General features: G+C 67.4%; 20 protein-coding genes and 1 pseudogene. 9 read left to right on the forward strand and 12 right to left on the reverse strand.

What is annotated here, in order from left to right:
• Positions 1-118: 118 nt before the first annotated feature.
• From PWP93_RS26415 to PWP93_RS26425, 3 genes are all read left to right on the forward strand, one after another.
• A complete protein-coding gene (locus tag PWP93_RS26415) occupies positions 119-1,519 on the forward strand; it encodes an aspartate aminotransferase family protein (protein ID WP_421046669.1) in 1,401 nt (466 codons plus the stop codon).
• 84 nt (positions 1,520-1,603) lie between these two features.
• Positions 1,604-2,095, forward strand: coding sequence for an Lrp/AsnC family transcriptional regulator (locus PWP93_RS26420; RefSeq protein WP_421028052.1), 492 nt, complete (start codon positions 1,604-1,606; stop codon positions 2,093-2,095).
• 104 nt (positions 2,096-2,199) lie between these two features.
• Entirely contained in the window at positions 2,200-3,672 is a 1,473-nt protein-coding gene (locus PWP93_RS26425) for an NAD-dependent succinate-semialdehyde dehydrogenase (RefSeq protein ID WP_421046670.1), read from the forward strand.
• Positions 3,673-3,898: 226 nt separating this feature from the next.
• Here the strand turns inward: PWP93_RS26425 and PWP93_RS26430 are convergent, their stop codons facing one another.
• Positions 3,899-4,303, reverse strand: coding sequence for a RidA family protein (locus PWP93_RS26430; RefSeq protein WP_421046671.1), 405 nt, complete (start codon positions 4,301-4,303; stop codon positions 3,899-3,901).
• 201 nt (positions 4,304-4,504) lie between these two features.
• On the opposite strand from PWP93_RS26430, the gene PWP93_RS26435 reads away from it, so the two are divergent.
• Positions 4,505-5,425, forward strand: a complete 921-nt coding sequence (locus tag PWP93_RS26435; RefSeq protein ID WP_421046672.1) for a LysR substrate-binding domain-containing protein — start codon at positions 4,505-4,507, stop codon at positions 5,423-5,425.
• 138 nt (positions 5,426-5,563) lie between these two features.
• Positions 5,564-6,694: a DSD1 family PLP-dependent enzyme gene (locus PWP93_RS26440; RefSeq protein WP_421046673.1), complete on the forward strand. Its 1,131-nt coding sequence runs from the start codon at positions 5,564-5,566 to the stop codon at positions 6,692-6,694.
• Between the two features lie 297 nt (positions 6,695-6,991).
• On the opposite strand, the pseudogene PWP93_RS26445 reads toward PWP93_RS26440, so the two are convergent.
• Positions 6,992-7,311: pseudogene (locus PWP93_RS26445) on the reverse strand (IS6 family transposase); the annotation flags it as partial.
• A 313-nt stretch (positions 7,312-7,624) separates the two neighbouring features.
• Between PWP93_RS26445 and PWP93_RS26450 the strand changes: the two are divergent.
• The 4 genes from PWP93_RS26450 to PWP93_RS26465 all read left to right on the forward strand — a co-directional run bounded on the left by PWP93_RS26450 (position 7,625) and on the right by PWP93_RS26465 (position 13,645).
• Positions 7,625-9,628 carry an ATP-binding protein gene (locus PWP93_RS26450; protein ID WP_421046674.1) on the forward strand — a complete coding sequence of 668 codons (2,004 nt, stop codon included), beginning with the start codon at positions 7,625-7,627 and terminating at the stop codon, positions 9,626-9,628.
• Entirely contained in the window at positions 9,625-10,359 is a 735-nt protein-coding gene (locus tag PWP93_RS26455; protein WP_421046675.1) for a response regulator, read from the forward strand. The genes PWP93_RS26450 and PWP93_RS26455 overlap by 4 nt, the downstream gene beginning before the upstream one ends.
• On the forward strand, positions 10,350-12,014 hold the full coding sequence (gene tssA, locus PWP93_RS26460; protein WP_421046676.1) for a type VI secretion system protein TssA: 1,665 nt from the start codon (positions 10,350-10,352) through the stop codon (positions 12,012-12,014). The genes PWP93_RS26455 and tssA overlap by 10 nt, the downstream gene beginning before the upstream one ends.
• 65 nt (positions 12,015-12,079) lie before the next feature.
• Positions 12,080-13,645 (forward strand): serine hydrolase, encoded by a 1,566-nt coding sequence (locus PWP93_RS26465; protein ID WP_421046677.1) that lies wholly within the window; start codon positions 12,080-12,082, stop codon positions 13,643-13,645.
• A gap of 74 nt (positions 13,646-13,719) precedes the next feature.
• Here PWP93_RS26465 and PWP93_RS26470 read toward each other — a convergent pair whose 3' ends face one another.
• The 10 genes from PWP93_RS26470 to PWP93_RS26515 form a co-directional block, all read right to left on the reverse strand.
• A complete protein-coding gene (locus tag PWP93_RS26470) occupies positions 13,720-17,583 on the reverse strand; it encodes a type VI secretion protein IcmF/TssM N-terminal domain-containing protein (protein WP_421046678.1) in 3,864 nt (1,287 codons plus the stop codon).
• Positions 17,580-18,266 carry a DotU family type IV/VI secretion system protein gene (locus PWP93_RS26475; RefSeq protein ID WP_421046679.1) on the reverse strand — a complete coding sequence of 229 codons (687 nt, stop codon included), beginning with the start codon at positions 18,264-18,266 and terminating at the stop codon, positions 17,580-17,582. The genes PWP93_RS26470 and PWP93_RS26475 overlap by 4 nt, the downstream gene beginning before the upstream one ends.
• A 1-nt stretch (position 18,267) precedes the next feature.
• Positions 18,268-19,656 carry a type VI secretion system baseplate subunit TssK gene (tssK, locus tag PWP93_RS26480; protein ID WP_421046680.1) on the reverse strand — a complete coding sequence of 463 codons (1,389 nt, stop codon included), beginning with the start codon at positions 19,654-19,656 and terminating at the stop codon, positions 18,268-18,270.
• 1 nt (position 19,657) lies between these two features.
• Complete coding sequence (locus PWP93_RS26485) at positions 19,658-20,467, reverse strand: type VI secretion lipoprotein TssJ (RefSeq protein WP_421046681.1); 810 nt, start codon at positions 20,465-20,467, stop codon at positions 19,658-19,660.
• Positions 20,468-20,650: 183 nt separating this feature from the next.
• Entirely contained in the window at positions 20,651-21,436 is a 786-nt protein-coding gene (locus tag PWP93_RS26490; protein ID WP_421046682.1) for a hypothetical protein, read from the reverse strand.
• A gap of 16 nt (positions 21,437-21,452) precedes the next feature.
• Complete coding sequence (locus PWP93_RS26495) at positions 21,453-21,848, reverse strand: DUF4150 domain-containing protein (protein ID WP_421027992.1); 396 nt, start codon at positions 21,846-21,848, stop codon at positions 21,453-21,455.
• Between the two features lie 9 nt (positions 21,849-21,857).
• Positions 21,858-22,523: a DUF3540 domain-containing protein gene (locus PWP93_RS26500; RefSeq protein WP_421046683.1), complete on the reverse strand. Its 666-nt coding sequence runs from the start codon at positions 22,521-22,523 to the stop codon at positions 21,858-21,860.
• A 23-nt stretch (positions 22,524-22,546) separates the two neighbouring features.
• Positions 22,547-23,614 (reverse strand): pentapeptide repeat-containing protein, encoded by a 1,068-nt coding sequence (locus tag PWP93_RS26505; protein WP_421046684.1) that lies wholly within the window; start codon positions 23,612-23,614, stop codon positions 22,547-22,549.
• Positions 23,611-26,310, reverse strand: a complete 2,700-nt coding sequence (locus tag PWP93_RS26510; RefSeq protein ID WP_421046685.1) for a DUF2169 family type VI secretion system accessory protein — start codon at positions 26,308-26,310, stop codon at positions 23,611-23,613. The genes PWP93_RS26505 and PWP93_RS26510 overlap by 4 nt, the downstream gene beginning before the upstream one ends.
• A 7-nt stretch (positions 26,311-26,317) precedes the next feature.
• Positions 26,318-26,500 (reverse strand): hypothetical protein, encoded by a 183-nt coding sequence (locus PWP93_RS26515; protein ID WP_421046686.1) that lies wholly within the window; start codon positions 26,498-26,500, stop codon positions 26,318-26,320.

Genomic DNA, 26,500 nt, shown 5'->3' on the forward strand with positions numbered 1-26,500 from the left:
AGCGTCCCGTGCAAACGCCGTGTCCATACGTTTCAGGCCGCAAATTGAAGGCGCATGCGGACTTCTCGCCCGGTAGCATGAACTCACCGCTGACAACCGACGAGAGCCCCGCCCCGCCATGAACCAAGCCGAGCTGATCGAAGCCGATCGTCAACACCTGATCCACCCCGTCGTCAACTATCGCGCCCACGAGGCGCGCGGCGTCACCATGCTCGAGTCTGCGGAAGGCGTGTTTCTGCGCGACGCCGAAGGCCATACGCTGCTCGACGCATTCTCGGGCCTGTGGTGCGTCAACGTCGGCTACGGCCGCGACAGCATCGTCAAGGCCGCGGCCGCGCAGATGGCGAAGCTGCCGTACGCGACCGGCTATTTTCATTTCGGCTCGCAACCCGCGATCGAGCTGGCCGACCGGCTCGCGTCGCTCGCGCCGCCGTCCCTGAACCGCGTGTACTTCACGCTCGGCGGCTCGGACGCGATCGACTCCGCCATGCGTTTCATCACGCACTATTTCAACGCGACCGGCCGCCCGTCGAAGAAGCAGATGATCGCGCTCGAACGCGGGTATCACGGTTCATCGTCGATCGGCGCCGGCCTTACCGCGCTGCCGGCGTTCCACCGCCACTTCGACCTGCCGCGCGCGGACCAGCACCATATTCCGTCGCCCTACCCGTACCGCCACCCGCTCGGCGACGATCCGCAGGCGCTGATCGCCGCGTCGGTCGCCGCGCTCGAGGCCAAAGTCTCGGAACTCGGCGCGGACAACGTCGCGGCGTTCTTCTGCGAGCCCGTGCAGGGCTCCGGCGGCGTGATCGTGCCGCCGGCCGGCTGGCTGCGTGCGATGCGCGACGCGTGCCGGCGCCTCGGCATCCTGTTCGTCGCCGATGAGGTGATCACCGGCTTCGGCCGAACCGGGCCGCTGTTCGCGTGCGAAGCCGAACGGGTCGACCCGGACCTGATGACCGTCGCGAAGGGGCTGACCGCCGGCTACGCGCCGATGGGCGCAGTGCTGATGTCCGACGAAATCTACGAAGGCATTGCGGGCAGCCGGTCAGAGTCGGCCGTGGTCGGACACGGCTACACGTATTCCGCTCATCCGGTCAGCGCGGCGATCGGCCTCGAGGTGCTGAAGCTCTATCACGAAGGTGGACTGCTCGCGAACGGCCAGGCGATGGGGCCGCGCTTTGCCGCAGGACTCGACGCGCTGCGCGCGCATCCGCTCGTCGGCGATGCGCGTTCGATCGGCCTTCTCGGCGCGCTCGAACTGGTGGCCGACAAGGCGAGCAAGACGCGCTTTGACCCGGCGCTCGACTTGCCCGACAAGATTGCCGCCGCCGCGTATGCGAACGGCGTGGTGTTCCGCGCCTTCAGCGACGGCGTGCTCGGTTTCGCGCCGGCACTGAGCTTCACCGCGGGCGAGTTCGATCTGCTGTTCGAACGCGTGCGCAAGACGCTCGACGACGTGCTGGCCGATGCGGCCGTGCAGCGCGCGCTGGACGTCGCGCACTCGCAGCCAGCATGAGCCAGTATGCGAAGCCGGGCTTGTGGCGGCCAACGTTCGACTCTAAAGTAACCAGACATTCCATTTTCGCCTTTTCACGTGAACATTACGGACAGCAAGCTGGATCGCATCGACCTGCGCATCCTCTCCCAGTTGCAAAAGCGCGGCCGCATGACCAACGTCGAGTTGGCCGATGCGGTCGGGCTATCGCCCAGTCCATGCCTGATCCGGGTGAAGCGGCTCGAGAAGGCCGGCTACATCGGCGGCTACGGCGCGCACATCCAGCTCGAGAAACTCGGCGACGTGCAGGTCGTGTTCACCGAGGTCACGCTGGCCGACCACCGGCGCGAGGACTTCGACCGTTTCGTCGCTGCGATCCGCAACGTCGACGAGATTGTCGAGTGCCACCTCGCGAGCGGTGGCTACGACTATCTGCTGAAGTTCGTCACACGCAGCGTGAGCCATTACCAGACGATCGTCGAAGGGCTGCTCGAGCAGAACATCGGCATCGAGAAGTATTTTAGTTACGTGATCATCAAGTCGCCGTTCGTCAAACGGCACTATCCGCTCGAATCGCTGTTCGGCGAACGAAACTGACGGTCGATGTGCGCCCCTGCAACGCGGCAGCCCGCTGTCCGCGCGGGAGTCGCGCGCCCGCACCGCCGCCGTCGTCGCTGGATCGCTTCATCCAAGGACCTGCCATGCCGCTTACGCTGACCCGAACCGAACTCCTGCGCTCCGCCAACCTGATCGACGGCACCTGGCGCAACGCGCTCGACGGCGCTCGCTTCGACGTCGTCGATCCGGCGACGCTCGAGACCGTCGCCCACGCACCCGACAGCGGCGCGGCCGACGCGCGCGCCGCGGCCGACGCGGCCGCACGCGCGCTCCCCGCATGGCGCGCGACGCCCGCTCGCGAACGCGCTGCGATCCTGCGCGCCTGGCACGCGGCAATCGTCGCGCACACCGACGATCTCGCGAAGCTGATGTCGCGCGAACAGGGCAAGCCGCTCGCGGAGGCGCGCGGCGAAGTCGCCTACGGCGCATCGTATGTGCTGTGGTTCGCAGAGGAAGCAACGCGCACATACGGCGACATCATTCCGCAGCAGCAGCGCGGCAAGCGGCTGAGCGCGGTCAAGGAGCCGATCGGCATCGTCGCCGCGATCACGCCGTGGAATTTCCCGCTCGCTATGATCGCGCGCAAGATCGCGCCCGCGCTCGCGGTTGGCTGCACGGTGGTCGCAAAGCCTGCGGAGGACACGCCGCTGACCGCGCTCGCGCTCGCGTTCCTCGCGCAGGAAGCCGGCGTGCCGCCCGGTGTGCTGAACATGATCGCCGCGTCGCGCGAGCACGGCATCGACGCGGTAGCCGATTGGCTCGCCGACGGCCGCGTGCGCAAGATCACGTTCACCGGATCGACGCCCGTCGGCAAGCTGCTCGCGCGTGAGTCGGCCGCGACGGTGAAGAAGCTCTCGCTCGAGCTCGGCGGCAATGCGCCGTTCATCGTGTTCGACGACGCTGAGCTCGATGCCGCGGTCGACGGATTGATGGCGGCCAAGTTCCGCAACGGCGGCCAGACCTGTGTGTCGCCGAATCGCGTGTACGTGCAGACCGGCATTTATGATGCATTCGCCGCGAAGCTCGCCGCGCGCGTGGCAGAGCTGAAGGTCGCGCCCGCGACCAATCCGGCCGCGCAGATCGGCCCGATGATCAACGCGCGCGCGGTCGACAAGATCGCGCGTCATGTCAGCGACGCCATCGAGCGCGGCGCACGCGTGCTCGCGGGCGGCAAGCGTCTGCCCGAACTCGGGCCGAACTACTACGCGCCGACGGTGCTCGCCGACGCCACCGCCGACATGCAGCTCACCTGTGAGGAAACCTTCGGTCCGGTCGCCGCGCTGTTTCCATTCGACACCGAGGACCAGGCCGTCAACGCCGCGAACGACACGCCGTTCGGGCTCGCTGCGTATTTCTACACGCAGGACTTAAGGCGGATCGCACGCGTGTCGGCGCGGCTCGAGACGGGCATCGTCGGGATCAACGAGGGGGCGCTCGCGAGCGAGGCCGCGCCGTTTGGCGGCGTGAAGGAATCGGGCTACGGGCGCGAAGGCTCGCGCTACGGCCTCGACGACTACTTGTCGATCAAGTACCTGTGCCAGGGCGGGCTCGACTGAGTCGCGCCGAATCCGCGAGCGCCGGCGCCTATAAGCCGCCGCGATAGCGGTCCGGGCCGACCTTTCCTGGCCGCGCCAGTGCGGCCGCCGAGCCCGTGATTCCGCCGCCCTACCAGCGCCGGATATCGGGATTCGCCGCCAAGAGAGGAACGTTCACAACGGATTCCATCTCCATTAATCTGTTCTACAAAATATTTGAGTTCCAGGCGAGCGCAACCACTTGGGGCTATACAACTGCAACCGCCTCGATCTCGATCTTCAGACCGAAGTGCAGTGCCGGAACCGGCACGACGGCGCGAGCGGGTCTCGCATCGCCGGCCCAGCGCGCGTAGATCTCGTTGAAACTCGCCCAATGCCCGACATCGACGATATAGACGCGGACCTGGGCCAGTTTCTTGACGTTGCTGCCTGCACCGACAAGCGCGGAAGACAGATTTGCCAAAACCTGCTTGGCCTGCGCTTCAAAAGAGCTGTCCGTGAGTTTTCGGCCGGTTGCATCGATCGGAAGTTGACCCGATACAAAAACCAGGCCATTTGCCATTGAAACGTGACTGTAGTGGCCGCCCGGCGTTGCCAGCCCAGCGGGGTTCATCGTTCGAGGGTACTGCGTACCGTGTTCATACTGATCCATAAAGGCCACTTTAAGTACAATAAACCGGCCGGCGCGCTTGCGCCGTGCCAGGCGGGAAGGCTGTCAGTTTTAGAGTCGCCTCGCCAGTCCGCCTCCAGTGTGGATCGGCCCACGGCGGTTGCCAGCTGACGCGACGTACTATAGAAATAAATATCTTGGTCGTGTTTAATAACTGATGAATCCGTCGTTAGCGAGTTCTTAATGCTTCAGCTCGAAGACATGCAGTTACTCCGTGCGCTTGGCGTATCAAAGTCGCTTGCGGCAGCGGCCAGGCTACTGGATCTAACGCCGCCCGCGGTTACGGTACGTCTTCAGCGCATAGAAGAACGTATCGGGGTGAGCCTTGCGACACGCGCAGCCAGAGGCATTTCTCTCACTGATGAAGGCCACCGCTTCGTTCAGGAAGCGATCGAAATCCTGGAGCGGATCGAGTCCATTGCGTCCCGCGTCTCGGGAAAGGCGAGCGGTGTTAGCGGCCATTTACGCGTCGTAGCACCGTTCGGGTTCGGCAGGGAATACGTCGCGCCGCTCGTTCGGGACTTGCATCGCTCGCATCCCAATTTGGGGATTTCGCTCGTTTTGTTCGAAAGTCCGCTCGCTGCCGCGTCGGGCGCCGACGTAGTCATTTCAATCGGCCACATCAAAGGATCGTCTTGGGTAGGACATTACCTGGCCCCGAACGAGCGCTTCCTCTGCGCGAGCCCCGCTCTTGCACATAGCTTGTCACAGCTTAAGCATCCGTCCGAACTCACCCGGCACGCGTACCTGACGCTACGAGAAAACGATGAAGACGTGACGCGTCTGCGTTTCAGTCAATACGACGCCAAAGGCAAACGCATCAGCAAGGCCGTAACAGTTCGCCTGAACAGCATTTTGTCTTCGAACGACGGCACCGTGGTGAGGGATTGGGCGGTTGACGGCCTCGGCGTTGTCGCGCGATCCGAATGGGATTGCGCACGGCTAATCGCCGAGGGAAAGCTAAAGCGCGTGTTGCCGGCATGGCGCCTTGAACCCGCACCGGTAATAGCCCTGACGCCCACGCGTCAGGGCTTGACCATCCGTCAGCGCGTGTTTTTGGAAGCCGCGAAGCAAGCCTTCGACCCAGTGCCCTGGCGGAATTGACTCAGCATTGAACGTTGCTTAAAGGTGGATTTATCGGTCATTAAGCACAAGTTCGCAGCGAACTCCTATAGTGGCTTTTCTTCACGCGCGAGATTGGCATCGAACATCGATCGCGCGAATACTCGCCAGGAGTTACAGATGAACTTGGAGTCATTGAACACCCCAGCAGCGTTGATCGATGTGGTTCGCATGCACCGCAATATCGAACGGATGCAGCGACGCATGAATGCGCTCGGCGTGAATTTCCGGCCGCACGTCAAGACAACCAAATGCGAGCAGGTGGTCACTGCGCAAATGAAGGCCGGCGCACACGGTATCACGGTGTCCACGCTCAAGGAAGCCGAACAGTTCCTGGCACGCGGCATCCGCGACATCGTATACGCAGTGGGCATGGCCCCGACGAAACTCCCGCAGGCACTGGCGCTGCGCCGGCAAGGCTGCGACCTGAAGATCGTCGCCGATAGCGTCGTATGCGCCGAAGCCATCGTTGCATTCGGGCGGGAACACAATGAACGGTTCGATGTGTGGATCGAGATCGACGTGGATGGCCATCGCTCGGGCATTGCACCCGAGGATGACACACTTCTCGCAGTCGCAGCGACGCTTTCCAACGGCGGGATGCATCTCGGCGGCGTCTTGGCCCACGCGGGTTCCAGCTATGACTACGACACGCACGAGGATCTCGTCCGCATCGCGGAACAAGAACGTTCGGGCTGTGTGCGCGCCGCCGAGCGCATTCGCGCGGCCGGCCTGCAGTGTGACGTCGTCAGCATCGGATCGACGCCGACAGCGCTGGCCGCCGAACATCTGGAAGGCGTGACGGAAGTTCGCGCTGGCGTCTACGTGATGTTCGATCTCGTCATGCATAACGTGGGCGTCAACGACACGTCAGAGATTGCATTGAGCGTATTGACTACTGTCATCGGCCACCAAAGCGAGAAAGGCTGGGCCATCGTCGATGCGGGCTGGATGGCAATGAGCCGCGACCGGGGTACTCACCGCCAGAAGCGCGATTTTGGCTACGGCCTCGTCTGCCTCGAAAACGGGGAGGTGCTAGACGGATTTGTGATGAGCGGCGCGAACCAGGAGCACGGCATAGTGTCCCGGTCAGGAACGCCAGATCACGAGATCGAGCAGCGCTTTCCAATCGGGACACGTCTGCGCATCCTGCCCAACCATGCGTGTGCCACCGGCGCGCAGCATCCCGTCTATCAGGCCGTCGGTCCTGACGGAAGAGTCGAAACCTGGCCACGCTTCTATGGCTGGTAAGACGAACGGTGGGCGCGTGATTCAACTGTTGCCATTCTCAATTTCCGGGCGCGGACGAAATCGGGGGGAGATGCTCCGAGGCTAGACTGTAGCGGTTGATCTACCCGGGGAGTCGGCCATGAAACTGCGCTGGCAAATTCTTCCGAAACGACAGGGAACGGACGAGACGGTCTCCGTTTGCTCTCTTCGGCGCTATGAACTGGCTTTGTCGCAGTAAGATTGAAGGCGCAAGCGGTGTTGAGATGCCAAGTACTGCTTATGTTACGAGATCGTAGAACTGATCGACAGCAGACGGTTGGTGTTGCCGTCCCTGATGACGGCCCGGTCGAGATAACGCCATTCCCCGTTGACGCGAATGCATGTTTCGTCCATTCGCCAGTTCTTGCCAACCAGGCGCTTGCGGCGGCGGAACGCCTTCTCCAGCACCGGCAACAGCTTGATGGCCCAGTGATGCACAGTCGAGTGATCGACCGAAATGCCGCGCTCGGCCATCATGTCTTCCAGGTGCCGCAGGCTCAGCGGACAGGCCACGTACCAACGCACGCAAGTCGGGATCACTTCGAGCGGTAATGCAGGCGCTTGAGCACTCGGGCTACCGCCGGCTTCAACGTCTTCATCGAGCTTTCTGTCATTCATGTCGTTCCGCACATCATAGCGGAGCGCCTTATTGCAACAGAACCGCCGATGCGGGGGTTAATGCCGCCCGCAGCCAATCCACGATGATTCGAGTTATTAATCAGATTTCTACGCAATATAAATCCCGCGAGCGCACCGCGTTGCACTGGAGATTACCTGAACGAAACGAACATACGCCCTCGCGCCTGACCGAAGCTCATGCACCGAACTGACGAGTGGTTTTGATATGATTTCCCAAAAATCGTAGCGAGCTCCGTCCATGAAAGACGTCGGCGCAATTCGGGGATCATTTGCATGAATACAGTGCCGTCGACGGCGACTCGCGCACGCACGCTCCTGCAAGCCATTGCGCTCGGCACGCTCTATTACCTGCTCGCCCGCCCCGTCGCGAACCTCGAGAGCGCCAACTCCCTCGCTGCCATCGCCTGGCCGGCGCCGGCCACCGCAATTGCTTTTCTCTGGCCGCTGCCGCCGCGACAGTGGTTCCCTTTTCTGCTCGCAGTCCTGGCCGCAGTCGCGTCCAACGGCCATTTCAGTGCCGAATCCTGGCGTAGCGACGTCGGCTTTTGCCTCCTCAACGTCTTCGAGGTGGCGTTATGCGCGTGGCTGGGCCGGCGCTATGTCGGCGCGAGCGGCATACTGTCCACCACCTCGGCGCTGATACGCTTTCTCGTGCTGCTGCCGCTCGTGGGCATCGGGCTCACTGCCATGCTGGGCGCCACATTCGCGGCCGATCTGGGCGGCGACAGCTGGTGGCGGGAATGGCAGATCCTCTTCGTCGGCAATGGCGTCGCCGTGCTGGTGCTCGTGCCTGCCCTGCTCGCATGGCGGGACCGATCATCCGCCGCGGCGCCCGGCGGGCGTCTCAGTGCGCTGGCAGGATGCCTCGCCGTCGTCACGATACTCGCCGCAACGGCCGCCCTGCACCTTTCCGAAGAAGTGCAGCGCGGGATGCTTGCGCTCGTGCTCGCCGCCGTTGCCATTTACGGCGGCCTGCCCGCGGCTGCGGCGACAGTGGCGACCGCGGCAATACTCGGCGTCAGTCTGACGCTCGTGCATCTCGGCCCCTACCAGTACGAGGGTGCGAACAGCTCCTGGAGCCTGCAGGTCGATATAGCCGGGCTCGCCATTCTGACTTTCTTCGTCGCCGTGGCCACGCGCGAGCGCCGGCAGCTTGCATTGCGCCTCGAGCGGGCGCGGCGCATGGAGTCGCTCGGCCTGCTGGCCGGCGGCGTTGCGCACGACTTCAACAATATCCTCGCGGCCGTCGACGGCTACGCGGAAATCGCCCATGATCGCCTGCCCGAGGGTTCGTCCGCCCGCCCGGCGCTGGACGAGGTGCGGACCGCATCTGCGCGGGGCCGTGACCTGACCGAGCAGATTCTGCTCGCCGCGCGCCGCGGCGATCGTGTGCGCGAAATGCACGAGCTTGCGTCGGTCGTCGGCGAAGCCGTCGCGCTCGCGCGCCCGCTCAGCCGCAACGGCGTCGTCATCGATATCGAGGCAAACGCAGGCCCGTGGCCCGTCATCGCGCACCGTGGCCAGCTCGTGCGCGCCGTGCTCAATCTCGTGCGCAATGCATGCCTCGCCGCGCGCTCGCGTGTGGTCGTGCGCGTGGCCAGCGCCGGGTCGATAGCTGCGCCGCTCGCCGTTGGCGACGCGCCGCCGGGCTCCTCCGTCTGGATCGAGGTGGAGGACGACGGCGGTGGCATTCCCGCGGAACACCTTGCGCATCTGTTCGAGCCGTTCTATTCAACGCGCGCACAAGGAAACGGCACCGGTCTTGGCCTTGCGATCGTTGCTGGCGTCGCCTGCGAGCACCAGGGCGGCGTGAGTGTCGAGACGAGCGGCGCTGGCACGCGCTTTCGACTCGTCCTGCCACTGGCCGAAGCAGCGCCCTTCCCGCCAGCCGGGCAATTGGGCAACGGCGAGGCCGTCGTGCTGATCGGCGGCGATCCGGCTTCGCGCGAGCGCAGCGAAAACTGGCTCGCGGAACTGGGCTTCGAGCCGCTCGGCTATGGCGACGCGAGCGAGGCGTTCGAAGCGCTCGCCGATGCCACCGATCTGCGCGACAGCATTGCGCTATTGCTGGCCGACCTCGACGGCCTGTCGATGGACGGCGCCGACCTCGCTGAGCACCTGCGCGACCAGGTGCCGGCGCTGCGCGTGATCCTGTGCTCGGATAACTCCGATGTCGTCACTGTCGCGCGGGCCGCGCGTGCGACGGTCCTCCCCAAACCTTTCGACCGCGAGGCGCTCGGCCGCGCCGCCGCGTCCGCCCTCAAGAGCCTGCCATGACCCTGCCGCCGCAACCTTCCATTCTGATCGTCGACGACGACCACTCGATGCGCACCATGCTGATCGAGTACCTGTCGGGTCACGGCTATCGCGTGGATGGCGCCGCGAGCGCCGTCGAGGCGATGAGCGTGTTCGACGCGAAGCCCTATGATCTCGTGCTGCTCGACCTCGGCCTGCCCGACGGCGACGGCACGGAGCTCGCGCGCCGCTGGCGCGAGCAGGCGCCGGTGCCCATCGTCTACATCACGGGGCGCAACGAGGAAGCCGACATGGTGATGGGGCTCGAGCTCGGCGCAGACGACTACATCACCAAGCCCTTTTCGCTGCGCGAGGTGCTGGCGCGCCTGCGGGCCGTGATGCGCCGCGCGGGGCAGACGACGCAGGCGCCGATGACGCGCGGCAAGCATCCGCGCGCCTATCGCTTCGCGGGCTGGACGCTGAACCTGAACACGCGCCGGCTCACCTCGCCCGACGAAAGCGTCGTGCCGCTCACCAACGCTGAATTCAATCTGCTCGTGGTGTTCCTGAGCTCGCCGCAACGCATCATCTCGCGCGAGAAGCTGCTGGAGAGCACGCGCGCGTTCGACGACATCTACGACCGCGCCATCGACGTGCAGATCCTGCGGCTGCGCCGCAAGATCGAGCGCGATCCGAAGAACCCGACGCTGTTGCGCACCGAGCGCGGCGCGGGCTATCTCTTCGATGCGGTCATCGAGCCGCTGTGGACCTGAGCGCCCTTCCCGACCAACTTTTCCAGACAGCCCATTGCCCAGTGAACGACTACACGAGCCTCGCAACACAACCGGTCAGCGAAGCGCAGCCCTGCGGCGCCGACGTGCGCGACGAACCCGAATTCGAGTCGCTGCAGAACGAAATCGCCAGGATGTCGAACCCGGCGGCTAGCGGCACGCCGGACTGGGAGCAGGTGGTACAGCTCTCGTCGACGCTGCTCGCGAGCAAGGGCAAGGATGTGCTCGTCGCCTGCTATCTGGCCGGCGGCCTGCTCGTCACGCGCGGCCTGCCGGGCTTGAGCGACGGCGCGCAGATGCTGGCCGCGCTGCTCGACATGTGGTGGGATCAACTGCATCCGCCGCTCCCGCGGCTGCGCGCGCGGCGCAACGCCGTGCAATGGCTGATCGACCGCGTGCGCGCGCATGCCGAGGAACACGACTGGTCGAGCTGGCCGCCGCAGGACCCGCAGCAGGTCGAGAGCCTGCGCACGGCGCTCGATACGATCGATCGCGTGCTCGCCGACAAGGACAGCGAAGCGCCCTCGATGCAGCCTTTGCGCGCACTCGCCGGCACCGTGCCGATCGCCGAAGCCGCGCCGCCCCCGCCTGTCGCCGAAACGCCGGCGGCAACCGATGCCCCCGCAACGGCAACCACGCCGGCCAGTGCGCCGCGCAGCGAGGCCCCTGCTGTGGCCCCAGCGCTCACCTCCGCCGCGCCTGCCGCAACGGCGTCCGGCTTGGCGGACACCGCGCTCGCGTCCACGGCAGTCGATGGGCCCGAAAGCGCCGAGCGCGCCGCGACTGAAGCGCTCGAGCGGCTCGCGAATATCGGCGCCTGGTACGCCGAAGCCGATCCGTCCAACGCGATGGGTTTCCGCCTGCGGCGCATCGCTGTGTGGACCGGCATCGAACGCGTGCCGGTGGGCGCCGGCACGGACACCGCGCTGCCCGGCCCGATCCCGCCGCTGCAGGACGCGCTGCGCGCGCTGCAGTCGCGCGCGGCGCACGCCGATCTCGTGAGCTTCGCCGAAACCCAGCTGCGTCAGCATCCGTTCTGGCTCGACCTGAACTGCGTCGCCGCGGCGGCGCTCGCGCAACTCGGCGAGACATGGGCCGCCGCGCGCAAAGAGGTGTGCAACGAAACCGCGAAGTTCGTCGACCGCATGACGTGCATCGCACAGCTGAAGTTTGCCAACGGCGTGCCATTCGCGAACTCGGACACCGTGCAATGGCTGCAGTCGCTGGCGGCAGGCAGCGGCGGCGAAGCCGCGGCGGCACCCGATCCGCTCGCCGGCGCGCTGTCGCGGGCGCGCGCGCTCGCGGCCGAAGGTGAACTGGCCGACGCCGCGCAGTGCCTGCAGGACGCGATCGAGTGCAACGCCGCCGTGGGTGCGCGGCTGCGGCTGCGCACGGCGCTCTGCGATCTGCTGCTCGAGCATCGCCCGGGCGCGCGGCTCGATTCGTTCGCGCGCGCCGTGGTCGCGGAGATCGACCGCTACGGCGTCGCCGCATGGGACCCGGCGCTCGCCGCCGACGGCCTGCGCGCGGCCTGGGCAGTGCTTAGCCGCAACGACGAAAACCAGGCTGAAACCGACGCCCTGCTCGCGCGCATCGCGCCACTGAACGCGGCCACGGCCGTGCGCCTGATTATCTGATTGCCTGAGCGGCGCGTCGCCGCTTCGTACGCCCCCACCACGCACAACAATGCAAGCGAGAGACCATGAAGACGAACCCGGCAGTGACTCCCCATTTCCTGATGCGCCGGCGCGTGCTAGGAACGGCGCTGTGCGGCGCACTGAGCGCGTGCGGCGGTGGCGCGGTGGTCTCGCTCGGCCCGGACGGCCCGGTGTCGGACACCCAGATCGACAACGCGCTTGCGCAACTCGACGCGCTCGCCCGCAACCTGATGGCGAGCTCGGGCATTCCCGGAATGTCGGTCGCGGTCGTGCAGGGCGCGAAGTCCGTCTTCGCCAAAGGCTATGGCGTCACGAGCGTGAAAACGCAGCAAAGCGTCGACGCCGACACCGTCTTCCAGCTTGCTTCGGTATCCAAATCGGTCGGCGCGACGGTGGTCGCCGCGCAAGTCGGCAAGGGTGTCGTGAAGTGGGACACCCCCATGTCCAGCGTGCTGCCGTGGTTCACGCTGTCCGATCCGGCCGTCACCGCGGAGGTGACGGTCGGCGATCTCTACGCCCATCGCTCGGGATTGCGGGACCATGCCGGCGACAGCCTCGAAGAGATCGGCTACGACCAGACGCAAATACTGCAACGTCTGCACTACCTCGGGCTCGACCCGTTCCGCACGACCTATCACTACACGAACTTCGGGCTCACTGCGGGCGCGGCCGGCGTCGCGGCCGCGGCGGGCACGGACTGGGCCACGCTTTCGCAACAGGCAATCTACGCGCCGCTCGGTATGACACGCACCAGTTCGCTCTACGCCGATTTCGCCGTGCGCACGAATGCCGCGGCGGGCCACGTCCTGGTCAACGGCCAATACGTGCCCGGCCCGCTGCGCGACCCCGACCCGCAATCGCCGGCGGGCGGTGTCAGCTCGTCCGCGAACGACATGGCCCGATGGCTCGCGATGTTGCTCGGCAACGGCACCGTCAACGGCCAGACGGTGATTCCCGCCAGCGCGCTCCAGCCGGCACTCTCGCAGCAGATCCAGAGCCGCGCCGCCAGTGCGACGCTGCCGGCCTCGTATTACGGTTTCGGTTTCGTCGTGAGCACGCTCGATAGTGGCCGCGTGACGTTCAATCACTCCGGTGCATTCACCACCGGCGCCGCCACCACCTTCATGGTCGTGCCGTCGATGAACCTCGCGATTGTCGTGCTCACCAATACGGCGCCGATCGGTGTGCCCGAAACGCTCGCCTACCAGTTCCTCGATCTCGTGCAGTATGGCAAGGCCCAGCGGGACTGGGCGACGTTTTTCAGCACGACGTTCGGCCAGTACTCGAAACCCACGGGCGCGCTGGCGGGCGCAACACCCCCGGCATCGCCGACACCCGCGCAGCCGCTCGCAAATTACGCGGGCGTCTACGCCAATGATTATTTCGGTCCGCTACAGGTTGCCGTCCAGAACAATGCGCTCGTGCTCACGCTCGGTCCCGCCGGCACCCAATTCACCTGCACGCACTGGAGCGGCGACGTGTTCAGCTACGTCCTGCCGCTCACGGAGGCGCCGGCCGGCTCGCGCTTCGAGGTCAGCTTCGCGGGGCAGCAGGTGACGCTCGACTATTTCAACGACGAGGGCCTGGGGACGTTTACGCGCACCGCGTAGCCGGGCGCACAAATGCGGTTCGGCGGCGCGGCGCACGCGCCGCCCGCCTGACTCGCCCGCCGTCGCGGCGCGCCTTACATGCCGTCGCCGCGCGCCGCGCCCGCGAGCACGGGCGCATGCCAGCAGGCGCCGATGATCGCGGGCAGCCCGAGAGTCGCAAGGCTCGGCGCGCTGCCCGCGACGCTCGGCACCGACGCCGGCAGCGGCGGATTCTGCGCGGCCATCTGATCGACAATGCTCAGTTGCTGGCGTTGCGCCTGCGCGTCCTGGATCTGCTGCTTCTGCTCCGCCGTGGTCTTCTGCAGCGTCTCGTAGGTATTGATCGCGCGCGCCGCGTCGAGCACCGTGTCGTTGCCTGTGAACGCGTAGCTCACCGTGAGCGTGCGCACGCCGAGCGCATCGAGCGCGGCCTGATCGGCCGGGAAGTCGGCCGGCACGAACTGGCGCTGGCCGTTGGCGAAGTCCTTGAGGAACGCGGCGACGCCAAGGGGACCCGGATAGCTGCGGGTCAGCACGAGATTGCCGATCTTGATCTGCAGCCGCGTGTCGCCGCACTGGCCGGCCGTCCACGCAAAGCTGCTGCTCACCGGGAAGTTGTAGTTGTTGAGCGTCTGCACGCCGGCCGCGCACTGAACGGTGAGGATCGTCGCGTACGGCTTGGACTTCGCGCCCGCGTTGACGCCCGTGGGCTGCGCCGTGATCGTGAGCGGGACCGAGAGCGCGCGGTCGGCGTCGGCCTGCTGCTTCGCCGTAGCCAGCGTCCGGTCGAGCTGGTCGAGCGTCTGCTGCGCCTGCAACTGGGCTTGTTGCGCCTGCAACTGCTGCGTCTGCTTTGCGGCGGCGCTGCGCTGCTGCGTCTGCTGCTGGGCGACCTGGCGTCCGAGCGCACCGTTGAGCAGGGTCACGAAGGCCGGCGTGAACGGCACGCTGTAGCCCTGCGTCTGCACGACGTCGTAGCGGCTCGCGTCGCGCACGAGGAAGGGTTTGGCGGCCCCGTCCGCGAACGCCCATACCGTGCCCTTCGCGCCGAATAGCTGATCGACCGCCGCGCTCTTGTCGAGCGCGCCTTGCAGCGGCCACACCACGCTCGAATCCCAGTTGCGCTGCAGCTCGCACGAGGTCTGCTGCTCGATATAGCTCGAGAGGAAATCGAACGGCCCGCGAATCAGCCGCCAGGTCACGAGATCGGAACCGTCGCCGGCACCGATCAGCGTATGCAGGCGCGTGAGCGGCTCCAGCGCGCCCATCATCAGCGAGGGCTGTGGCTGCGCGCTCGTTGCGACCTGATGGAATTCCGCCGCGAGCTGATAGTCCTTGCCGCTGCCCGTGCCGCTGTCGATCGCGAGCTTGTTCAAGGCTCCGAGGTAAAGGCTCAGCGCGTCCACGGCGCCCAGGTTGCTGTTGACGGTCTGGCCGCCCGCGATCGGGCCGCCCGCCAGCGTCTCGCGGATGGCCGAGGCGCCCACCGCGTTGAGCGCGCCGGCCAGCTTGATGGCCCGGTTCGTCGCGCCGAGTCGTGTCGCCTGCTCGCGTAGTTGCTCGAACTGCCGTGCGAGCGTGAGCCAGCCCGGCAGCGGCGCTTCGTCGGCGGCGGCACCGCGCGAGGTTTGGAAGTCGTCCTTGAACTCGTCGGCGAGCCGTGCGATCAGGCGGAAGTAAGGGCTCTGCGCGCCGCTCACGGTGCCGAGCGCGGCGCGCCAGTCGGCTTCGTTCGAATACGGCGTCGCGCCGCTCGCGAACGCGTCGGTGAAGCGTTGCCACGCCGTCACGCGCTGCGCGCGATACCAGGTATCGAAGGCGGCGCGCTCGCGGTCGAACTGCGCCGTGTCGCTCACGGCAGCGCGGATCTGCGCCGCGAGCCGGTCGAGCGCCTGCTTGCCCGCCACCGTGTAGACGGCCGGCACGACGACCTCGGGTGCGCTGTCCACCTGGGACGCTTGCGCGATCTGGGTGGGTTGCCCCATCGGCGCTGCCTGCGGCGCGCGGCTCACGAGGCCGCTGCCCCAGTAGTCGCTCGCGCGCACGGGTGCCGCGCCCGCGCCATCCGGCACGAGGCCGACAAGCCAGGTCATCTGCGGATCCGCGCTCACGAGCTGGTCGAGCAGCGCGCGCTGCGCCTTCACGCGTTCGCGCAGCCACGGCGCGTCCTCGTGCGACCAGACGAGCGACGAGATCGCGAGCTGGTTCAGTTGCTCGTTCAGGCGCGTGGGATAGAGCTGGGTCGGCACCGGCTGCGGCAGCGCCTCCAGCGCTGCGCGATCCGCGCCGCCGAGGCGCGCCTGCTCGATGCCGATGGAGCGCGCGAGGTTCAGGATCTGGCTCGCCGCCTCGACGGGCGCGTTACCCGCGGACGCGAGCGCGGCCTGCTCATTCTGGTCGACGGCGGGCTGGATCGCCTCGCGGTACTGCTTCACGAATACGCCATGCAGGCGCGCTTCCAGATCCGGCAGTCCGGCGCCGTTGCCAAGCAGTCCCGACAGCCAGCGCCGGTCGTTCTGCGCGACCTGCGTGAGCACGTCGTTCGACACGGCCAGCACATTGGCATCGTGAGCCAGGTTGCCGTTCAATGCGGGCTGGTCGGGGCGCGTGCTGCGCACGAACGCAAGAGTCTGCATGTTGCCGGCGAACGAGACCGACAGCAGGATGCCGATCATCACGAGCAGCAGCAGCCACGCCGCGATGCCCACGCTTTGCGTGACGCGCCGCCAGTGATTGACGAGCACGGCCGGCTTCGCCGTATGCCGGTCTTGCGGCAGGATGCGGCCGAAGAAGTCGTGCAGGAACAGCCCGGCGCGCCCGCCCGCGTGCACGGGCGTCGGCGGCAGCGGCACGCCCGGCAGCGACGACACCGCCCCGCCCTCCTGCTGCCCGCTGCTGAAGAAGATGCCGCGCAGCAGCGGCCGCTCGAGGTACGGGTTATCGGCGAGACAAGCCGCGAGAAATTGCGCGAGCCCCGTGCGCAGCTGATGAAGCTCGTTCGGAAACATCAGCAGGTCGGGCGACGCGTCCGGGTTGCGCGCGACGAGCGCGAGCCGCAACGCGGCAAGACGTGCGCCGATCGAGTCGAGCGCGCGCGCCGCGAAGGCGGCCTCGCCGTCGCTGGCTTCGTCGGCGAGATAGCCCATCGCCTGGTCGAGCGCGTCCGCGGGCAGCGCCTGCGCCCACGCCTCGAAGCCGTACAGGCGGTCGCATTTCGTAATCAGCACGTACACGGGAAAGCGCTTGCCGAACATCTTGATGAGTTGCTCGATGCGCGCGCGCACCACGCGCCCTTCGTCCGCGAACCCATCGGCGTCGGGCGCCGCGAGCCGGTCCGCGCTGACCGCGAGCACGAGACCGTCGAGACCCTCGCGTGGCCGGTAGCGCCCGAGCAGGTCCAGACCGAGTTCCCACTCGCGGCGATCCTGGTCGATGTCCTCGGCCTGGACGTAGCGGCCCGCGCAGTCGATCACGACGGCGCGATCGAAGTACCACCAGTCGCAGTTGGCGGTCTGGCCGATCTCGGCCTGCTGGCTGACCTTCTGGATCGGCGAGGACAGCCGCGCGCGCGTAAGCGCCGTGGTCTTGCCGGTACCGGAGCGGCCGATCACCATGTACCACGGCAGCACATAGAGCGGATCACCCTGGCTGCGCAGGTTCGACTGGCGCAGCGTCGCCACGGCGGCTTTCCACTTGCGCCGCAGCAGCGTTTCGGGCGCCACGGTCGTGACGGTCTCGCTACGCAGCGCCGCCGACTGCTGCGCGAGACGGCTGCGCGAGCGCATCATGACGATCATGCGTCGCACGAAGCCGGCGAAAAAATACAGCGCGAGCACGCCGATGAAGATCGCCAGCGCGACCCACAGCGGCCAGCCGAAGTACAGGACCACGCCCCAGCTCACGAGCGCGAGCACGATCAGGGCGAGCAGCCAGAGCAGCACGAGGCCGAGCTTTTTCATAAGTGGATCTGTGCAAGAAGCGTATCGACCGATTGCCCGACGACGTAGTGATAGGTGCCAAAGAGAAGCACCAGCAGAAACAGCGGCAGCAGGATCGCGGCCAGCGCCGCGCGCGACCAGCGCGTGGCGAGGCGCGCGCGCAGCGTCGGCCGCGCGGAGTCCTGCGCACCGGAGGCCACGCCGTAGCCGTCCGGAAACAGCAGCGCCTGCGCGCTCGCGCTCAGTTCGGTGTCGGGCAGCAACATCGCCAGGTTGGCGCGCTTGATGTCGGTGAGCGCCTTCTGGTTACGGTCGTATGCATAGCGCCCGCCGAAGCCGAGCGCGAGGCACAGGTAGAACACCTCGCGCACCGCCCGCTCTGCGGGCGCGAGCTGCGCGAGGCGCTCGTAGAACGCGACGCCGGCGTTGCTCAGGTTAAAGTAGCGGCGCTGCAGCAGGTGGCGCTGCCATTGCGCGGCGCCCTCCCAGCGCGTCGTCAGCAGCACTTCGTCGGCCCATGCGGCGAACGCGAACAGCGCGGCATCGACGTCGGCCTGCGCGTGGCCCGCGTCCTGGGCGCGGTGGCGCGCGGCGGCGATGGCGTTGTCGAGCTGCACGGTGAGCGTTTGCGCATCGCCCGAGGGCGCCTGGGCAAACGCGCGAACCTGCGCGAACAAAGGCATCAGGCAGTCGATGAGCGTCATGCTACCTCCGCAGCACGACGATTTCCGCGCGCAGATCCTGCGGCGCGTCCGGCCATTGCAGCGCGATGCTTTCGTCGCGCTCGACGGCGTCCCATAACTCGCTCGCCTGCTCGATGCGGAAATAGCTCGACGACGAGCGCCGCGGCAAGCCTTGCGGCGCCTGCGGCAGGTGAATCAGGTCGAGGCCCGGCAACGCGTGCGCGACGAGGCGCGGGACGTCGGCGGCATTGGCAAGACGCGCGTCGCGCAGCGCGCCGTCCACCACCTGCGCGGCGTTCTCGTCCGAGCGCAGCACGAGATAGAAGCGATTGCGCCGGTCGAAGAACGCGCGCGGCAGCTCGCCCGCATACAGCCCGTCACGATACTCGAGCACCGCGAGGTGCTCGGGGCCCGTGGCGATCTCGCCGAGCAGAAAACCGATCAGCACCTGCGCGCGCGAAAAGCACGCGTACAGATCCATGTGGTCGTAGGCGGGCAGCCCGGGGGTGCCGTCCTGCGCTTCCCCGAGCATATCGAAGCGCTCCGAAAACGCGCTCAGCTCGCCGATCAGCCGGCGCAGCTCGCCGTACAGCAGCCATGGATGTACCGCGGGTGTCTGCGTCAGATGCACGAGACCGGGGCTCGCGCGCGAGAGCGTGCGCATGGCGAGCAGCAGCGTCATGTAGCCGGGATCGAACTCCGCCTTCTGCAACTCGCGCGGGCTCTTGAGCTCCTGCAGATGATGCGCGCGCCCCACGACGTCGTCGCGGATCTCGCGCGCGATGCGCAGCAGCGCGTCGGACGCCGTGAGCGCATAGCATGGCGCGATGTAGCGGTCCGAGAGCTTGACCGTCTCGCCCACGCGCACGAGCTGCGCGACCGGAATCAGGTCGTACTGGCCGAGGTTCGCCTGCTCGCCCTCGAAGAACACCTTCACCACGTGCAGGAGCGTGTGCACCGACGCGGGCGGTCCGTCCGAATGGAGGTCCGGCACCTCGGGCGGGTTCGCGATGCTGGCATAGCGCGTCGGCGCGGCCATGGCCTCGTCGGGCGTCTCGCACAGCGTGACGTTGTTGCCGTCGGCGGCGAGCTTGCGCACGCCGAGGTAGACGGTGAGCGCGCGCCCTTCGCCGACGGCAGCCGCATCGAACTCGCGTGGCGCAATCACGGCATTGCCGGGAAACTCGACGTAGGTATGGTCGGGGAAGATCAGCTGCGCCGCGCGCATCTCGATCACCTGGCGCGCGATCGCGCTCGGCGCGATGTCGAGCGCGCCAGCGCCCCAGAAGTGCGGCAGCCCGGTTTCGAACACGGGCTTGACGCGAAACTGCTCGTACAGCGCTGCCAGCTGGAAGTGCTGGGGCTGCATGAACATGCCCTGATGCCAGTAGATGCCCTTGTTGTGATCCATGCTAGTTCCCGACCTTGCGCAAAGGGGTCTCCTGAGTATTTGCGGCGCCGACCACGCCTGTTTCGCTGCCGCTCGCGCCGCCGGACGCCGTGCCGCTCGCGTTGCCGTTGCCATCAAGGCGGATCTGCTTGCCGCCGCCCTCCACCTGCTGCGCGCGTTGCAGCGCCGCCTCGTCGGGACCCTTGGGCAGCACCACGGCGTTGAGAATGCCCTGCGCACCGAGATTGAGCTGCACGACGAGCGGCGCGGGCAGCTTGGTGCGCGTCTTGAAGATGAAGCCGCTGGTCTTCGTGACGACGGGCACGTCGAACTGGCGCGCTGCGTTGGCCACGCCCATCTGCGCATAGCCGGCCGCGATGCCGACCGAGCGCGTGTTTTGCGCGCGATCGAGGATCAGGTATGAATGCTGGCCCGGCGCCACCACGTAGCGCGAGAACTGCGAGAACGTCGTCGGCGCTTTGCCGCCCGCCATCGTGCCCGCCAGTGCGGCTGGGTCGGCCGCGAGATTGCGGAACGCCTGCGCGTCCGCCGTTTCGTAGATGCCGAGCAGCAGCGTGTGCGGCTGCCCGTCGTAATCGTTCAGGCCAGCGTCGGCCGTGATTTCGAGTATCACGGCGTCCGTGGCGTAGCTCCACGAGACGTCCGCGAGCGGGTCTTTCGGCGGCCCGCCGCCGCAGCCGCTCAGCACGAGCGCGGCGCTTAATGTACCCAACGTACCCAGCGCGCGCACCGCTCCAGCCAGCCATGCCGGCCGGCCCGCGCTGTTCCGGTCAACCGTTGCTCCGGCGCCCCCCGCTACCGCCCCTCTCATTCGCTCTGCCCCACTCTTGTCTTATCGAGTCTAACCGCCCGTCCAGCCGAGCATTCTCCAACAAAAGCCTTGCCCGTATATAAAAAAACCAATGCAGTTACTGTGACGCCGCGATTCTGTTGCATAGATGTCTCAGAAAAGCCGCGCCGAAGGATCTTCAGGCAGCGCGGCGCTGGCGCGACTTCAGACCAGCGGCAGGATCGTTGCGTCGGCCTCGTTGTCCTCGGTATAGGGCATGAAGAGGATCGACTCGGGCTCGCCTCTCACGCGCGCGTAATAGGCTTCGCCCGGACCGAGCCGGTTGCGCACCGCCCAGGCCGTGAAGGCGCGCTCGCCCACCTGCAGCGTGAGGCCCTCCTGCGCGTACTCGAGCACGGTCTTCTCGGGCAGCGCGCCGCGCGGGCCGACTGCCTGAAAGTCGATCTTCGCGTCACCGCCTTGCACGCCGAATACGACGCCCGTCCATACTCCCTCGCGCGGGCCGATTGCGAACCACTGGCCCAGTTGCTCCTCGCCGACCACCTCGAGCCGGTAGTCCTGCGCCTCGCCCGCCTTCGCGACGTTCGCGCGCGCAACGATCTTCGCCGGCCACGCGGGATGACTCTCCACGAGCGTGATGGCGTTTTCGAGCATGGGGGGAACAGTATCGGCGCCCATACTGGCCGACTGCGCGGACAGCACGACCGGGAAGCCGAGGCCGCGCGCCTCGCGCAAGCTCGCCGCGAAGAGCGACAGGCCATAGCGCACCGAAGGCTTCGCCAGGGCGTCGGCGTCGGCGAGCACGAGCCACAAGTCGGCGCGCGCGGCCGCGAGCGCTTCCAGCCCGACGCGCCAGGCAAGCCTGGCCGGCTCGTCCACCCAGAAGTGCCCCTGCGTGGCGAGGCCGTAGCGCTTGAGCAACTGCGAGACGGCGCTCACGCGCGCGGCGTCCTTTTGCTTGTCGAAGGCCGTGATCCAGACGGTTTTCATGATGTAGCGCGCCCCCTCAGCTCATGACCATCACGACCGACTGGCTCGGCGCGAGCACGGCGCCGACGATATTGCCGTCGTTATGCTGGGTCGGGTCGGAGAGCCGCACGGCGGGCGAGCCTTCGAGCTTGACGGTCATGCTGCCGCTCGCGAACTGCACCTTCCCCATCACCTTGGACGACACGACGCCGCCGGCCACGCCCGCCTCGTCGCCCGACGTCATCGGAATCTCCGACGACTTGTTGAGCGCCGGCATGCCCGCGATCAGCACCGTGGTGGTGGCCGGGTTGCCCATCGGCGGCATGCCGATGTTCGGATAGGGCATGGGCACCGGCGGCGCAGGCGGCGCAGGTGTCTTGCATACATCGGGCGCTGCCATGCACTGGCCGCCCGCCTTGGTGACTGCAAACATATCGCACTCCTATCCCAGATCGATCTTGCTGGCGTCGATCTTCACCTGCCCTTCGGCCAGCACCGTAGCATGGCGCGCCGACACGTGCAGCCGCTCGTCCACCTGCATGCGCAGGCGGCCGGCGCGCGTTTCGTCGGCGTTGTCGGTCCAGCGCAGGCTGTCGCGGGCGCGCTGGACCAGCCGGCCAACCGTCGTCGTGATCTGCTGTGCGACCGTGCTCACGGCGCCAAGGCCCGCGTGCAGCTGCTGGATCGCCGCATCCACGCGCTGGAATTTCATCTCGCCGCGCACGCCGTCCATCACGATCTCGGGCGCGTGCACCGCTACGCCGCGCGTGGCGCTCAGGTCCACCTGGGCCGCTTCGACGCGCAGTGCGCCTTCGCTCGTATGCAGCGCCACGTCGCCGGGCAGCACGAGCGCCGCGCCGCTGGGCACCGCGCGCGCGAGCACCGCGAGGATATACGGCACCGTGCCGGGACCGCCGGAGCAAACGAGCACGGTGTCGCCGCAATCGGGCTCGATGAGGCAGCTGTCTGCGCGCAGTGCGCGCTGCGGCGCGTTCGGCGAAGCGTCGAAGAGGTACCACGGGTCGGCGCGGCCAGTCACCGTGGCGTACGTGAGGCCGGCCTGCAGATCGTTGCCGGGTCGGGACATCGTGACGAGCGTGCGGTTCATGTCCAGGGTTCCTTTACGGATGTTTATTTCGGCGCGCCCGGCTTAGGGGCGTCCGGCCGGGGAGCGGCACGCGGCTGCCAGCTTTCGGCGCGCGCGAGGACGGGATCGGTTTCACGCACGCCGTCGAGCCGCGCGCCGTTCAGGCGCGTGCCGTTCTGCGTGAGCGCGTGCAGATTTGCGCCGCTGAAGTCGGCCTGCGAGCAATCCGCCACGGACAGATCGGCATGCGAAAGATCGCAATAGGTGAAGCGAGCCGATTTCAGCGAGGCGGCGCGCCAGGCGCTGGCGGTCAGCACCGCCTTGTTCCAGCGCGACGCCTCCGCACGTGCCTCGCCGAAGTCGGCTTCGCTGGCGTTGACCATTTCACAGACGGCGCCGCTCAGGTCGGCCTGCGTGAAGACCGCGTTCATGAACGCGGCGAAGGTGGCGTTCACGCCCTGCAGGTTGGCGTTCTGCAACTGCGCGCCGATCAGGCTTGTGCGGTCGAGCCGCGCGAGCGCGAGGTTGGCGCCGCGCAGCCGCGCGCCGTCCATGATCGTCATGGTGAGGTCGCAACTGCGCAGGTCCTGGCCGCTCAGGTCGCAGCCGCGCAAAAACGCCTGCACGAGCGACGCGCCGTCGAACCGCGCGCCGCTCAGGTCGGCGTCCATCGCGGTGTGGCGATGCAGGTCGGCGCCCGAGTAGTCTGTGCCCGCGTGGACGCAGCCGTGCGCGTCGCTGCGCACGAGACGCGCGGATGCGAACGAGGTGCCGGTGAAGTTGCAGCGATCGAAGGCGGCATGGGTGAAATCCGCGCCGCGCGCCTCGGCCCCGCTGAAGTCGACGTTTTCGAAGCGCGCCTGCTGCGCGTTCGCGGCGCCCAGCAACGCGCGCGCGAGCGACACGTTCTGCAGATCGGCATCGGCGAGATTCGCGCGCTGCAGGTCGGCGCCGGCAAGCACGACGTTGTGCAGGCGGCAGCCGGCCAGATCGGCGCCGGCAAGGTCGGCGCCCGACAGATCGGCGTCGGCCAGCGCGCGGTTCGCCGCGAGCGCCGCGCGGGCTTCGTCCGCGCTCATGCGTGCCGGGGCGGTGGTGTGCGTGGTGCTCATAGGACGGGCGGCCTGAATTGAAGAATGGTGCAGTCGATGTTCGAACCTTCGAGCATCGCGACAGTGGGCCGCGTGCCGTCGAAATCGACGCCGTACAGGTTCGCGAAGCGCAGGTGCGCGCCGCTCACGTTCGCTTTACGCAATGAGCCGCCGAACAGGTTGACCGCGTCCAGGTTCGCGCCGCTCAGGTCGGCGTTCGCGAGGCGCGCGCCCTTCGCCGACGACATGCCGAACTGCGCGGCCTGCGCCTGCGCGCCAGTGAAATCGGCGTAATCGAGCACGGCTTCCTCGAACTTCGCACCGCGCAGCTGCACGCCTTCCCAACAGGCGCGGTTGAGCTGCGTGCGCGCGAAGCGCGCTTCGTCGAAACGCGTGTCGGCGTCGGCGCGCGAGCCGTTCAGGTTGGTGCCGGCGAACTGCGCCGCCTGCGCATCGGCGCCGTAGAACTCGGCCTGCTGGCACGCCGCGGCGGAAAAGTCGCTGCCGGCAAGACGGCTGCCGCTGAAGCTCGCCTTCGCGAGCGCCGCGCCGCCGAACTTCGCGTTTGCCAGATCACAGCCCGTGAAGCTCGCGTGCTCGGCCCGGCAGGCCGATGCGTCGACGCCCGGCATTTTCGCGGTGTCGAACACCGCACGGCGCAGATCGGCGCTCGCAAGCTGCGCGGCGGAAAAATCGGCACCCGTAAAGTCGCCGACGGCCAGTTGCGCCTCCCGCAGGTCGGCGTTTGCGAACGTTCCGTTCGCAGCACTGACTCCCCCCAATTGCGCGCGCTGCAGACCGGCTTCGCTGAAATCGGACTCGCGCAGCAGGGCCTGGGTGAAATCGGCGCCGTCAAGGCGGCTCTTCGCGAACGAGGCCTTGTCGAGCGCGGCGCCCGAAAAATCGGCACCGGACAGATCGAGGCCGGAGAGATCGAGACCAGAGAGGTCGTAACCCGCAAGGCTTTGCCGCGCCGCGTAGCGAGCGATCACATCTTCGCGCGTGAGCGGCGCGGCCGCCCGCACCGGCAGTGCCGCCGCCGCGGCTTCCGGCAGCTTGCCCGACAGTTCGAGCGCGGGTGGCGACGGCGGCTTCAGCACCGCGCCGAGCGCGGCAAAGGCGGATTGCGCTTCGCCCCCCGCAAACGACAGCGGTCCCAGAGTAGCGGCGGTTTCGGCGGGCAGCATGCGCGCCACATCCGCTTCGGTCAGGTTGTGCTGCTGCATCAGCGCGCGCGCCTCGATCTTGACGTCGTCGGCGAGCTTGCCGATCTCGGCGAGCGTCGGCACGCGCTCAGGCGTATCCGCCTTCAGGAAGCGCGCGATATCGGCATCGGTCAGGTTGTGCTGCTGCATCCTCGCGCGCGACTCGGCATTGAGCCGCTCGGCCATCTGCTCGACCTCGGCGAGCGAATACGTGCGCTCGGGCGCTTCCGGCTTCAGGAAGCGCGCGATATCGGCATCGGTCAGATTGTGCTGCTGCATTCGCGCGCGCGACTCGGCATTGAGCTCCTCGGCCAGCGCGCGAGCGATCGCGAGATGCGGCTCGGCGGCCAGCGCCGGGTCCGCCACTGCGGTGGCAGACGCCGCGGCGGCCAGCGGTACCGCGGCAGCGGGTTGCGCTTCGGCGACGGCCGCCCCGGCCTCGGGCGCAATAGCTGGCGCCGCTGCGGGCGTCGCGCCGGCCGCTTGCGTCAGCAGTTCATGCAAGCGCGCGCGATAGTGTTCGAACGGCAACGGCGCTTCGTCCATGCGCTCCCATTCGGCCATGACGTGGATGACGTCACTGCCGTCGGCGTCCGCCACGTCGGCGAGCGCGCGGTACAGCACCGCGCCGCATTCGAACTCGGGGAACAGCCACACCGTTTCCGCACGGGTCTGCAACTCGCGCAACGCTTCGCCCTCGGACGTGCGCACGTTCACGAAGCACCGCGCGCGCAGCGCGGGCAGCGAGCCCGCGAGGCGCCGCGCATGCGGATGCAGGTTGTCGAGCTCGAAGCGCTCGTCTCCTGCGAAGTAGCCGGACAGCCTCTGGTCGAGCGGCGCGCTCAGGAACAGCTCGGGCCGCGTATCGGACGGCAGGTGCGGCCACTCCTCTTTCACCCAGCGCTCGTCGCAGACGCCGAGGTGCTGCTGGCGCAATGGCGCCGCCATGTCGAAGCCCCAGAATCCGGCTGGCACGGCACGCTCGCCGCGGCGCAAGAAACGCTGCCCCTCGGCTTCGACATTGGGCAGCGGCCAGGCGCGCGTACCGTCGTCGTTGACGATTTCGGCAAAGCCCTTGCCGTGCGGATTGTCGACGCATCCGGCGCCGCCAAATGCGGTGGCCGGCGCAATCGGCATGCGTGCGTAGGGCTTGGGCGCCGTGATCGCGCCCAGCGCATTGAACTCGCGGTCGCCGAGGACGATCAGCGCCTTCGACAGCGCGCCGATCCGCACGCCCGCGCGCATCTCCGCGACCTGCGTGCCGGCCGGCGCATGCGCCGTGCCGTAGACCTTGTATTCGCCGGCCGGCTTGGGATAGCCCTCGTCGAGGATCGCGTCCTTGCCGAGCGCTGCGGCGACGACCGGCCAGAACGCGTCTTCCGTCATCAATCCGTCGAGGCCGGCCGGCTCGAAGCGAAAGCCCGCGATCATGCCGACGGCGAGCGTGTCGCGCCGCGCGAAGCGCAGCGCGCGGTAGACGAGCGCGAGGTTGTCGGGCTTGAGGATCTTCATACCGTCGTCATTCCAGTTGGCTCAGCGGGCCGCTGAACTTCGGCGTCGAGCCGTTGAATTTCACCTGCGCCGCGTTCGCGCTGAACGCATTGCCGACGCTCAGGCCGATATCGGTGGCGACCGGAAACTGGCCGAAGGGCTTGTCGTGAAATCGGATACGCCGAACGGCGGGGCGGTCACGTCCCGTCAC

The sequence above is a fragment of the Paraburkholderia sp. A1RI-2L genome (assembly GCF_048957375.1).
Lineage (GTDB): Bacteria > Pseudomonadota > Gammaproteobacteria > Burkholderiales > Burkholderiaceae > Paraburkholderia.

Coding starts and splice junctions, on each gene's coding strand:
- PWP93_RS26415 (WP_421046669.1), top strand. CDS start 119: ATGAACCAAGCCGAGCTGATCGAAGCCGATCGTCAACACCTGATCCAC.
- PWP93_RS26425 (WP_421046670.1), top strand. CDS start 2,200: ATGCCGCTTACGCTGACCCGAACCGAACTCCTGCGCTCCGCCAACCTG.
- PWP93_RS26430 (WP_421046671.1), bottom strand. CDS start 4,303: ATGGATCAGTATGAACACGGTACGCAGTACCCTCGAACGATGAACCCC.
- PWP93_RS26435 (WP_421046672.1), top strand. CDS start 4,505: ATGCTTCAGCTCGAAGACATGCAGTTACTCCGTGCGCTTGGCGTATCA.
- PWP93_RS26440 (WP_421046673.1), top strand. CDS start 5,564: ATGAACTTGGAGTCATTGAACACCCCAGCAGCGTTGATCGATGTGGTT.
- PWP93_RS26450 (WP_421046674.1), top strand. CDS start 7,625: ATGAATACAGTGCCGTCGACGGCGACTCGCGCACGCACGCTCCTGCAA.
- PWP93_RS26455 (WP_421046675.1), top strand. CDS start 9,625: ATGACCCTGCCGCCGCAACCTTCCATTCTGATCGTCGACGACGACCAC.
- PWP93_RS26465 (WP_421046677.1), top strand. CDS start 12,080: ATGAAGACGAACCCGGCAGTGACTCCCCATTTCCTGATGCGCCGGCGC.
- PWP93_RS26470 (WP_421046678.1), bottom strand. CDS start 17,583: ATGAAAAAGCTCGGCCTCGTGCTGCTCTGGCTGCTCGCCCTGATCGTG.
- PWP93_RS26475 (WP_421046679.1), bottom strand. CDS start 18,266: ATGACGCTCATCGACTGCCTGATGCCTTTGTTCGCGCAGGTTCGCGCG.
- tssK (WP_421046680.1), bottom strand. CDS start 19,656: ATGGATCACAACAAGGGCATCTACTGGCATCAGGGCATGTTCATGCAG.
- PWP93_RS26485 (WP_421046681.1), bottom strand. CDS start 20,467: ATGAGAGGGGCGGTAGCGGGGGGCGCCGGAGCAACGGTTGACCGGAAC.
- PWP93_RS26490 (WP_421046682.1), bottom strand. CDS start 21,436: ATGAAAACCGTCTGGATCACGGCCTTCGACAAGCAAAAGGACGCCGCG.
- PWP93_RS26495 (WP_421027992.1), bottom strand. CDS start 21,848: ATGTTTGCAGTCACCAAGGCGGGCGGCCAGTGCATGGCAGCGCCCGAT.
- PWP93_RS26500 (WP_421046683.1), bottom strand. CDS start 22,523: ATGAACCGCACGCTCGTCACGATGTCCCGACCCGGCAACGATCTGCAG.
- PWP93_RS26505 (WP_421046684.1), bottom strand. CDS start 23,614: ATGAGCACCACGCACACCACCGCCCCGGCACGCATGAGCGCGGACGAA.
- PWP93_RS26510 (WP_421046685.1), bottom strand. CDS start 26,310: ATGAAGATCCTCAAGCCCGACAACCTCGCGCTCGTCTACCGCGCGCTG.